Source organism: Streptomyces sp. NPDC048506, assembly GCF_040651315.1.
Classification (GTDB): domain Bacteria; phylum Actinomycetota; class Actinomycetes; order Streptomycetales; family Streptomycetaceae; genus Streptomyces.
The window spans coordinates 122,854-133,758 of the sequence record NZ_JBEZIX010000024.1; the positions used below are offsets into that span (position 1 = coordinate 122,854).

Below are 10,905 nucleotides of genomic sequence, written 5' to 3' on the forward strand. Positions count from 1 at the left end.
CCCCTGGTACCTGCGGGAACTGTCCGCGCCCGCGGAGGCGTGGTTCGGCGCGGCCCGAGGCCGCCCGGGCACAGGGGACGGGCGGGGCAGCGGCCGCTGCCCCGCCCGTGGAGAGGTGGGCGCCGTCCGCTACGTCCCGGACAGCGTCCGCTGGGCCGCCCGGAGCGAGTCGGCGAGCAGGTCGGCGCCCTGTTCGGCCTCGGCGACGGTCAGGGTCATCGGGGGCGCGATGCGGAGCGAGGCGCCGCCCTGGCCACCCTTGCCCACCAGCAGGCCGCGCTCACGGGCGGCCTCCACGACCAGCGCGGCGGCCTCCGGGGAGCGTTCGTCGGTGCCGGGGCGGACCAGTTCGAGCCCGATCATCAGGCCCCGACCGCGTACCTCGCGCACCACGTCGAGGCCGGCCGTGACCGCCCGGAGCCGCTCGATGAGCAGGCCGCCGACCCGCCGGGCATTGCCCTGGAGGTCGTGTTCGAGGAGGTAGTTGAGGTTGGCCAGGCCCGCGGCCATGGTGACCGGGCTGCCGCCGAACGTGGAGATGGAGTTCGCGGTGAGCGAGTTCATCACCTCGGCGCGGGCCACCACCCCGCCGATGGACATGCCGTTGCCGATGCCCTTCGCGAAGGTGAGCAGGTCCGGCGGCCCGCTGTCGGCATGCGCCTGCCAGCCCCAGAAGTGGTCGCCGGTGCGGCCCCAGCCGGTCTGCACCTCGTCGCTGATCCAGAGGATGCCGTGCCGGGCGAGCACCTCGCGGAACGCGGCGTAGAGGCCGTCCGGCGGCAGGGTGAAGCCGCCGACGCCCTGGATCGGCTCGGCGATCAGCGCGGCGACCCCGCCCGCGGTCTGCTGGAGCATGTCCTCCAGGTCGGCGACGCAGGCCGCGATGTAGTCCCGGTCGTTCAGCTCCGCGTACGGCCCGCGGGTGCGCACCCCGCCGTGGACGTAGAGCGTCTGGAGGGGGGACAGGCTGGTGGGGGACCAACTCTGGTTGCCGGTGATGCCGACGGTGGAGAACGACCGGCCGTGGTAGCTGTTGCGCATCGCCAGGACCTGGTTGGAGCGGCGGTAGGTGGTGGCCAGCAGAAGGGCGGCGTCGTTGGCCTCGGTGCCGGAGGTGGTGAAGAAGACCCGGGCGTCGGGGATGCCGGAGAGCGCCGCGATCCGCTCCGCCAGGTCCACCATGGGGCGGGAGAGGTAGAGCGTCGAGGTGTGGATGATCCGGCCGGCCTGCTCGCTGACGGCCTTGGTGACCTCGGGCAGCGCGTGCGCCGTCATGGTGGTGAGGATGCCGCCGAAGAAGTCGAGGTAGCGGTTGCCCTCGGCGTCCCAGACGTACCGGCCCTCGCCGTGGGTGAGCTCGATCGGCCGGTCGTAGTAGAGGGTGAGCCAGGAGGGCAGGACCGCCTGGTGGCGGGCGTGCAGGCTCGGCCCTTCGTGGACGGAGTGGGTCACGGCCGCACCAGCCCTTCGTACGCGTCGGGACGACGGTCGCGGTAGAACGCCCACTGCCGGCGCACCTCGTCGATCAGCCCGAAGTCGAGGTCGCGGACGACCAGTTCCTCCTTGGAGTCGCTGGCGACGCCGCCGACGAACTGGCCGCGGGGGTCGACGAAGTAGCTGGTGCCGTAGAAGTCGTTGTCGCCGTACTCCTCGACGCCGACCCGGTTGATCGCCGCGATGAAGTACTCGTTGGCGACGGCCGCCGCGGGCTGCTCCAGCTGCCACAGATAGGCGGACAGCCCGCGGGAGGTGGCGGAGGGGTTGTAGACGAGTTGGGCGCCGTTGAGGCCCAACTGCCGCCAGCCCTCGGGGAAGTGACGGTCGTAGCAGATGTAGACGCCGATCTTGCCGACGGCGGTGTCGAAGACCGGCCAGCCGGCGTTCCCCGGCTTGAAGTAGTACTTCTCCCAGAAGCCCTTGACCTGCGGGATGTGGTGCTTGCGGTACTTGCCTAGGACCGTGCCGTCGGCGTCGATGACGGCCGCGGTGTTGTAGTAGAAGCCGGACTGCTCGATCTCGAAGACCGGGACGACGATGACCATGCCGGTCTCGCGGGCGAGGTCCTGCATGCGCCGTACGGTCGGGCCGTCGGGCACCGGCTCGGCCCAGCGGTAGTGCTCCGGCTCCTGGACCTGGCAGAAGTACGGGGCGTTGAAGACCTCTTGGAAGCCGATCACCTGCGCGCCCTGCGCGGCCGCGGCCCTGGCGTACTCCTCATGCTTCGCGATCATCGATTCGGTGTCGCCGGTCCAGCTGGCCTGGACCAGTGCGGCACGCACAACATCGGCCATGAGCTGCTCCTTTGTCGATGCCTGAGCCTGCAGCCCACGCGGGATCTACGCGTGTGGAGGTGACCGTAAGCCCCGTCACGGACCGTGGCAAGACCATCTCTCCCGTGGCGCGTCCACGGCACGACCGGGGTTTGAGCAGGCAAACTTGCAAGTTTGCCTGTCGAACTTCTAGCATGGAGACATGCCGGACAAGGACCAGGAACGCCTGGCGGCGGAGCTCGGTGCCGCCGGTGGACAGCTCATGCGTCGCCTGCGCGCCGCGTCGCCCCAGGGCGAGCTCACCCCGACCCAGCGCTCGGTGCTCGGCCGGATCATCAACGACGGGCCGGCCACCATCGCGGCGCTGGCCCGCGCCGAGTTGGTGCGCCCGCAGTCCATGGGGGTCACCGTCGGCTCACTGGAGGAGCGCGGGATACTCGCCCGCAGCCCGCACCCGACGGACGGCCGTCAGGTCGTCTTCTCGCTCACCGAGCACGGCCGCCGGACGATCGAAACCGTACGGCGGGCCAAGCAGAACTGGCTCGCGGTGGCCATCGCCGAGCGGCTCACGCCGGAGGAACAGCGGACCCTGGCCGAAGCGGCCGGGCTGATGCGCCGACTGGTGCAGGAATGAGCGACGCGCCGGGCCCACCGGCCTCCCCGGAGCGGGCCCTTCCCCGGACGGACGCCGGGACACCGGAGCGCCCCGGTGAACCCGCGGGCGCCGACCGCGCGTTCAGCGCCCGGCTGATGACGCCGTTGCTGCTCGGCTCGCTGCTCAACCCCATCAACTCGACGATGATCGCCACCGCCCTGGTGGCCATCGGCCAGGACTTCCACGTCGGTGCCGCGGACACCGCCTGGCTGATCTCCGCGATGTACCTCGCCAGCGCGGTGGGACAGCCGGCACTGGGCCGGCTCGCCGACCGGGTCGGACCGCGCCGGGTCTTCCTCGCCGGCGCGCTCACCGTCTGCGTCGCGGGCCTCATCGGCGCACTGGCATCCACCTTCACCCTGCTGATCGTCTCCCGCGTCGTCCTCGGCATCGGTACCGCGGCCGCCTATCCGGCGGCGATGGCGATCCTGCGCGCGCAGTCGCGGCGGTTCGGGCGACCCACGCCCCGGCGCGTCCTCGGACGGCTCTCACTGGCCGCACTGGGCAGCGCGGCCATCGGCCCCACCCTCGGCGGATTCCTGGCCGCGACCGCGGGCTGGCGCGCGGTGTTCGCGGTCAATCTCCCGCTGGCGGCGCTGGCCCTGCTCGGCGCGGTCGCCTGGCTCCCGCCCGACCGGAGGCGGACGGCCGACGACGACGCCGGAGCGGAGCGGGCAGCCGGGCGCCGCGATCCGAACACCGGACGCACCGGGAGCGCCCCCGGGCCCGCCACCGGCTCCCTCGACCCGCTGGGTATCGGGCTGTTCGCTGCCGCGCTCACCTGCACGATGTTCTTCCTGCTGAGGCTCGACGCCCCGCAGTGGCCGCTGCTGGCGCTCGCCGGCGCGCTCACCGCCGCGCTGGTCCGGTGGCAGCTGCGGCACCCCGCCCCCTTCCTCGACCTGCGGATGCTCGCCCGCAACGGCGCGCTGGTCCGCACCTATCTGCGGCAGGGACTCACGTACCTGGTCATCTACTGCGTGCTCTACGGCTTCAGCCAGTGGCTGGAGCAGGTGCACGGATACTCGTCCTTCCACGCCGGCCTGATCATGCTGCCGATGTCCGGCGCGGCCGCCTTCTGCTCGATCGCCGGGGCCCGGACACGGGGCATCCGGGCCCCGCTCACCGTCGCCGCCGCCTGTCTCGCCGGCGGCAGCGCGGTCCTCCTCCTGCTGGAGGGCTCCAGCCCACTGCTCGCGTTGCTGTGCGCCGGCGCGCTCTTCGGCATCCCGCAGGGGCTGGCGTCCACCGGCAATCAGGCCGCCGTCCACGCCCAGGCCCCGGCCGACGGCGTGGGCCAGGCCGCCGGACTACAGCGCACCGCCCAGTACCTCGGCGCGATCACCGCCTCCAGCCTCATCGGGCTGCTGTACGAGCAGCGCGCCTCGACGCCGGGGCTGCACGGGATCGCCGTGATCGGTGCGGTCCTGGGTCTGCTGCTGATCGTCCTCACCGTCGCCGACCGCTCGTTGCGCGCCCGTCAAGAGCCGTAACCCGACCCGTCATCACGACCACCCCACAAGGAGCACCCATGCCCGCCACCGTCCTCGACCCCACCAGCGCCCTGGTCCTGATCGACCTTCAGAAGGGCATCACCGGTCTGCCCGGCGCTCCCCTGACCTCCGCCGAGGTCATCGCGCGCGGCGCCCGGCTGGCCGCGGCATTCCGCGCGCGCTCCCTGCCCGTCGTCCTGGTGAACGTCACCGGCGGCGCACCGGGCCGTACGGAGACCGCGCTGGGCGCCTACACCCCGCCCGCCGACTGGGCGGAGCTGGTGCCCGAACTCGACCGGCAGCCCGGCGACATCACGGTCACCAAGCAGCAGTGGGGCGCCTTCCACGGGACCAACCTCGACCTGGAGCTGCGCCGCCGGGGCGTCACCCAGATCGTCCTGGGCGGCATCGCCACCAGCATCGGCGTGGAGTCCACCGCCCGCGCCGCGCACGAGCACGGCTACCACGTCACCGTCGCCACCGACGCGGTGACCGACCTGGACGAGGCCGCGCACCGCAACAGCCTGGAGAGGATCTTCCCGCGGCTGGGCGAGACGGACACCACCGAGGCGATCCTCACGCTCCTCGGCTGACACCGGCCCCGTCCGGCGGCGCCGGGTGGCCGGCCGGCCGTCGTTCGTGCCAGCGCAGGTCGTCCTGGAGCTGGGCGGCCAACGAGATCAGCCGCGGCTCCCCGTGGGCCGGGCCGAGGAGTTGGGCGCCCAGCGGCAGGCCGTCGCGGCTGAAGCCGGCGGGGACGCTCACGCCCGGCCAGCCGAGGACGTTCCACGGCCAGGCGTACGGGCAGGCGGCGATCATCGCGCGGTCGGTCTGCCAGCCGTTGAGCTTGGCGAGGGTGCCGATGCGCGGCGGCGGGGTGGCGGTGGTCGGCGTCAGCAGCACGTCGTAGGGCCCGAACAGGGCGCCGACCCGCTGCTGTTGGCGGCGCTCGACGACACGGGCGCGGCGCAGCACGGGCCCGCCGAGCAGTCGTCCCATCCGCGCCGCGCCCCGGGTGCGGGGGTCCAGCAGGGCGGGGTCGGGCACCCGGGCCGCCCACTCCCCCACCCCGGCCGTGGCGCGCGGGAGGAAGGCCAGCCCGACCAGCCCGTAGTCCGGCTCCGCCTCCTCGACGAAGTGGCCCAGGCGGACCAGGGTGCGGGCCACCCCGGTCACCGCGGCCCGCACGTCGGGGTGGAGCGGCTTGCGGGTGAAGGTGGTGGCCGGCTTCCAGGACAGCGCGATCCGCAGCCGCCCCGGGTCGCGGCCGGCCGCCTCGCGGGCCGCGATGGCGGGCGGCCGGTGCAGATCGCCCTCGTGGTTGCCGCTCGCCACGTCCAGCAGCAGCGCCGCGTCCTCGACCGTACGGGCCAGCGGGCCGATGCCGGTGATCCCCTGGAAGGCCTCGGGGTCCGGCCAGGTGGAGATCCGGCCGCGCTGGGGTTTGATGCCGACGAGATGGGACCAGGCGGCCGGGATGCGGACCGAGCCGGCACCGTCGGTGCCGAGCGCGGCCGGTACCAGTCCGGCGGCGACCGCGGCGGCCGAACCACCGGACGAGCCACCGGGGGTGTGCGCGAGGTTCCACGGGTTGCAGGTGTTGCCGAAGGCGGGTCCCTCGGTGAACGGCCACTGCCCCAGCTCGCAGGCGTTGGTCTTGCCGACGATGATCGCGCCGGCCGCCCGCAGCCGCCGGACGACCTCGGCGTCGCGCTCCTTGGGCGGGAAGTCGCCGGCGCAGCCGAACGCGGTCGGCTCGCCGGCCACATCGGTGTCGTCCTTGACCGCGACCGGCACCCCGAGCAGCGGCAGCCGCTCCCCCGCGGCCAGTCTGCGGTCTGCCTCCGCGGCCTCCGCCGGCGCCGCCTCGCTCCGTACCCGCCGGAAGGCGTTGACGCTGCTCTGGGTGGCGTCGATGCGCTCCAGCGACCGGCGGACCAGCTCGGTCGAGGTCACCCGCCCCTCCGCCAGTGCCCGGGCCTGTTGGGCGAGGCCCTCCAACTCCCCGACCACCGCGCCGATCTGCCGGGCCGGGGCTCCGGCCACGCTCTCCTGGCTCTCGTCAAGGCTCACGCTGCGTTCCCTCCCTGGGACCGCTCATTCGAACGAACGGTCCCAGGAGGCTAATCGTCGCCGCGTTGACCATCAACGACGCCGCGCGGAGCGGTACATCGACGACACACGGACGGCACACAGCGGTCTGTCAGGTGCCGGAGGCGTTACGTCCGGCACCCGTACCGGGTGTCACGACCGGTGCACGACCATCGCCGAACCGCCGCCGCGCCGCACCCTCTCGGCCGCGGCCAGCCAGCGGCCGTCCGGCAGCCGCTGGACGCCGGTGGCCGCACCGATCTCCGGATTCTGCTTGAACGCGTGTCCGATCGCCTCCAGTTGCCGGCGGACCGGGCTGTTCCACAGGCCGGGTTCGAGTTCGGTGGCCGCCGCATTGCGCTGGCTGGCGCGGGGCGCCGCGATCGCGTCCACCAGCGGCATCCCGCGGTCCAGGTGGTTGACCAGGGTCTGTAGCACGGTCGTGATGATGGTCGCGCCGCCGGGCGAGCCGAGCGCCAGCACCGGCCTGCCGTGCCGCAGTACGATCGTCGGCGAGATCGACGAGCGGGGCCGCTTGCCCGGGCCCGGCAGATTGGGGTCGCGCACGGCGGGGTCGGCGGGCGCGAAGGAGAAGTCCGTCAGCTCGTTGTTGAGCAGGAAGCCCCGGCCCGGGACGACGATGCCGCTGCCGCCGGTCTGCTCGATGGTCAGGGTGTAGGCGACGACGTTGCCCCACTTGTCGGCGACGGTCAGATGGGTGGTGTTCTCCCCCTCGTACGTCGTGGGGGCGGCCCGGCCGGTGCTGGCGCAGGGCGCCGGGTGACGCGGGTCGCCGGGCGCGAGCGGGCTGGTCAGCGCCTTGTGATCGTTGATCAGGCACTCCCGGGAGGCGGCGAACCGCTTCGAGGTGAGGCCCTTGGTCGGTACGTCCTCGTAGGCCGGGTCGCCCACCCAGCGGCCGCGGTCGGCGAACGCGATCCGGCTGGCCTCGATGTAGCGGTGCAGGTACTGCTGCTCGCTCAGGCGGGAGAGGTCGCTCTTCTCCAGGATGTTGAGCGCCTCGGCGACGGTGGTGCCGCCGGAGGAGGACGGCCCGATGCCGTAGACGTCGAGGCCGCGGTAGGTGGTACGGGTGGGCGGATGGCTGAGCGTCCGGTAGGCCCTCAGGTCGTCGGTGGTCAGGGCGCCGGGCCGGACCTTGCGGGGGGCGCCCGGGCGTACCGGCGGCCTGTCGACCGTGCGGACGACGTCCCGGCCCAGTCGGCCCCGGTACAGCGCGTCGACGCCGTGCCGGGCCAACTCCTCGTAGGTGCGGGCCAGATCGGGGTTCTTCAGCGTCGATCCGACCACCGGCAGCCGGCCGCCGGGCAGGAAGAGGGCGGCGGTCGCCGGGAAGTCGCGGAACCGCGCTTCGTTGTCGGCGGTCTGCTTGCGGAAGGTCGCGTCGACGGTGAAGCCGCGTGCGGCCAGCCGCTGGGCGGGACGCAGCACCTCGCCGAGCGAGCGGCTGCCCCATCGGCGCAGGGCGGTGTCCCAGGTGGCGGGGGTGCCGGGGGTACCGACGCTCAGTCCGCTGGTGACCGCCTCGTCGAACGGGATCGGCTTGCCGTGCTCCAGGAAGAGGTCCTTCCCGGCGGAGCGCGGGGCGGTCTCCCGGCCGTCGAGGGTGCGGACGGTCCGGGACTTCGCGTCGTAGTAGACGAAGTAGCCGCCGCCTCCGATGCCCGAGGAGTACGGCTCGGTGACGCCGAGGGCGGCGGCGGTGGCGACGGCCGCATCCACGGCGTTGCCGCCCCTCTTGAGCACCGCGATACCGGCGGCCGAGGCGTCCGCGTCGACGCTGGCGACGGCACCGCCGTAGCCGACGGCGAGCGGGGTCTTCTCGGGGTCGGCTAAGGCGGCGCCGGGGGCGGGCCGCGGGGGCGCGGCGGACTGGGCGGCGGCCGGGACCGCCACCAGGGAGCCGGTCAGCGCGGCGGCCGCTCCCAGCACGGTGAGACGTCGGGCTCTGGTCATAACCGGGTTTCCTCCAAGGCGTGCGCTGGGGGGCGGCAAGGGCCGGAGCCTACTCGGGCACACAGCACCCCGACAGAGGGCATATCGGGTGCCACGGACCCCGGGCTCGAACGCACAACCGGAATGCCGCTACGCTCCCCGGCCATGGATGACACCCTGCTACTCCTGACCGTCGCGGCCGCGGCCCTCGTGGTGGGCCTGGCCGCCGGCTGGGTAGGGCAATCGGCGGCCGCCCGCCGGAAGCTCACCCGCGAACAGAGCTTCTTCGGGCTGCCGGACGGCTCGGAGTGCGTCCTGGTCACCCACCGGGACAGCTCCTCGGCCCACTGGAGCATCCCGCGCCATGACGCGCTGGCGCTGCTGGGCCTGGCCGGGGTGGTCGAGAACTGCGGTGCGCACCCCGAGGTGGCCCCGCACGACACCGGGCTCCAGGGCTTCGGCGCCCGCACCGAGTTCTGCGTCGGCGACCCCACCGCGCACCGCCGGCTTGCGGCCCACATGGCCAATCTGCTGCCGGGCGTCGCGGTGCACCCGGGCGACGAGTCAGGTGCCGGCCGGGGCACCCTCACGATCGGCGGGTCCACGTACCGGATGGAGCCCGGCGCGGTCGAGTACGTCCTGCTGGCCCGGCTGACGGCCGGCGAGGGCGACCGTCCGGTGTTCCTGGCGGCCGGCCAGCGCCCGGTCACCCACCGGGCCGCGGTCCGCCACCTGGTGCGCAACCGGACCCGGCTGGCCCGTAAGCACGGTGGCGACGGCCAGTTCTGCCTGCTGCTGAAGGTGGTCAATTCGCAGGCGTACGGGCCCGACGTCGTCGAGGTGGTGGCCGACGTCACCAAGGCCGCGATCACCGCGGCGGAGCCGAAGAGCCACCGGGCGGTGGCCTGAGTCCAGCCCGCCGCCGGGCGGCGCCGGCAGCTGACCGGCGCACCTGACGGGCATGCGCCCGGCCGGTCTGCAAGGCTCGAAGGCATGATCGCCCGAGTTCGTTCGACCGCTCGGCACTGGACCACTGCGCTGCCCGTGCTGGCAGTCGCGCTGCTGGCCCTGATCTGGGGGCGGTCGTTGCCGTTCCCCTTGGTCCTGCTGGTGTCGTACTTCCTGGCCGGGGCGGTGCTGGCCGCGGTGCACCACGCGGAGGTGATCGCGCACCGGGTGGGCGAGCCGTTCGGGTCGCTGGTGCTGGCGGTCGCGGTGACCACCATCGAGGTCGCGCTGATCGTCACGCTGATGGTCGACGGCGGCGACAAGAGCGCGGCGCTGGCCCGGGACACCGTCTTCGCGGCGGTGATGATCACCTGTAACGGCATCGTCGGGTTGTGTCTGCTGGTCGGCTCGCTCAAACGGAAGGTGGCCGTCTTCAACGCCGAGGGCACCGGCGCGGCACTGGCGACCGTCGCGACGGTGGCCGGTCTGAGCCTGGTCCTCCCGACCTTCACCACCTTCACGCCCGGCCCGCAGTTCTCCACTCCGCAGCTGGTCTTCGCCGCACTGGCCTCGCTGATCCTCTACGGGATGTTCGTGGCCACCCAGACGGTCCGGCACCGGGACTACTTCCTGCCCGTGACCTCGTCCGGCGAGGTGATCGACGCCGAGGAACACGCCGACCCCCCGTCGGCCCGGGCCGCGCTGATCAGTCTGGGCCTACTGGCGTTGGCGCTGATCGCGGTGGTCGGGCTGGCCAAGGCGGTCTCGCCGACCATCGAGTCGGGGGTGGTCGCGGCCGGTCTGCCGTCGTCCGTCGTGGGCATCGTGATCGCCCTGCTGGTGCTGCTGCCGGAGACCATCGCGGCGGTCCGCGCGGCCCGCCGCGACCGCGTGCAGACGAGCCTGAACCTCGGCCTCGGCTCGGCCATGGCCAGCATCGGCCTGACCATCCCCGTGGTCGCCCTCGCCACGATCTGGCTACCGGGCCCGCTCCTCCTCGGCCTGGGCGCCAGCCACATGGTGCTGCTCGCGCTGACCGTGATGGTCGGCACCCTGACGGTCATCCCCGGCCGAGCCACGCCCTTGCAGGGCGGCGTCCACCTGGCGCTACTGGGGGCGTACATCGTGCTGGCGCTTAGCCCGTAGGGCTTTCTTCCCACGTTTTCGGCTCCCCCCACGTTGTTGGCTTTCCCGCCGTGTGTCGTCTCGCCGTTGCGCCTGCGGCGGGCGTGGGTTTGTCGGGTGCGGTGCCGGGCCTCCGGGGCAGGGGTGTGGGACTGCTTCGCTTTACGTCCCACACCCCTGCCCCTCCGGCCCGTCCCCTCCCGTGAGTGGGTGGATTACTTGTGGGGGCTGGCGCCGTCAGTTCACTGCGGGCAGGGGACCACTCGTGCGCGCCCCCACCGGCCTTCTTCCTTCCCACCCACGGGAGGGTGGGGGCCGGAGGGGCTGGGTGTCCGGACGTAAAGCGAAGCAGTCCGGACACCCAGCC

9 protein-coding genes are annotated in these 10,905 nt (G+C 73.2%); 5 read left to right on the top strand and 4 right to left on the bottom strand.

All coding sequences use genetic code 11. The features are described from left to right. Positions 1-129 precede the first annotated feature (129 nt). Positions 130-1,452, bottom strand: coding sequence for an aspartate aminotransferase family protein (locus AB0C96_RS21010; protein WP_362919172.1), 1,323 nt, complete (start codon positions 1,450-1,452; stop codon positions 130-132). Next, positions 1,449-2,291, bottom strand: a complete 843-nt coding sequence (locus AB0C96_RS21015) for a nitrilase-related carbon-nitrogen hydrolase (protein ID WP_362919173.1) — start codon at positions 2,289-2,291, stop codon at positions 1,449-1,451. The genes AB0C96_RS21010 and AB0C96_RS21015 overlap by 4 nt, the downstream gene beginning before the upstream one ends. Positions 2,292-2,472: 181 nt before the next feature. Here AB0C96_RS21015 and AB0C96_RS21020 point away from each other — a divergent pair, with 181 nt between their 5' ends. From AB0C96_RS21020 to AB0C96_RS21030, 3 genes are read left to right on the top strand one after another with little or no spacing between them, the layout of a single operon-like run. Beyond that, complete coding sequence (locus tag AB0C96_RS21020) at positions 2,473-2,904, top strand: MarR family transcriptional regulator (RefSeq protein WP_362919174.1); 432 nt, start codon at positions 2,473-2,475, stop codon at positions 2,902-2,904. Beyond that, on the top strand, positions 2,901-4,418 hold the full coding sequence (locus AB0C96_RS21025; RefSeq protein WP_362919175.1) for an MFS transporter: 1,518 nt from the start codon (positions 2,901-2,903) through the stop codon (positions 4,416-4,418). Before AB0C96_RS21020 ends, AB0C96_RS21025 begins: the two co-directional genes overlap by 4 nt. Positions 4,419-4,456: 38 nt before the next feature. Further along, on the top strand, positions 4,457-5,011 hold the full coding sequence (locus tag AB0C96_RS21030) for an isochorismatase family protein (protein ID WP_362919176.1): 555 nt from the start codon (positions 4,457-4,459) through the stop codon (positions 5,009-5,011). Here AB0C96_RS21030 and AB0C96_RS21035 read toward each other — a convergent pair. Further along, the gene (locus AB0C96_RS21035; RefSeq protein ID WP_362919177.1) at positions 4,995-6,491 is read right to left on the bottom strand and encodes an amidase; all 1,497 of its coding nucleotides are present in this window, start codon (positions 6,489-6,491) and stop codon (positions 4,995-4,997) included. The genes AB0C96_RS21030 and AB0C96_RS21035 overlap by 17 nt on opposite strands. Positions 6,492-6,662: 171 nt before the next feature. Next, the gene (gene ggt, locus AB0C96_RS21040) at positions 6,663-8,486 is read right to left on the bottom strand and encodes a gamma-glutamyltransferase (RefSeq protein WP_362919178.1); all 1,824 of its coding nucleotides are present in this window, start codon (positions 8,484-8,486) and stop codon (positions 6,663-6,665) included. A gap of 144 nt (positions 8,487-8,630) precedes the next feature. Here ggt and AB0C96_RS21045 point away from each other — a divergent pair, with 144 nt between their 5' ends. Further along, entirely contained in the window at positions 8,631-9,374 is a 744-nt protein-coding gene (locus tag AB0C96_RS21045; protein WP_362919179.1) for a hypothetical protein, read from the top strand. Positions 9,375-9,458: 84 nt separating this feature from the next. Then, positions 9,459-10,559, top strand: a complete 1,101-nt coding sequence (locus AB0C96_RS21050; RefSeq protein WP_362919180.1) for an ionic transporter y4hA — start codon at positions 9,459-9,461, stop codon at positions 10,557-10,559. The last annotated feature ends 346 nt before the right edge of the window (positions 10,560-10,905 follow it).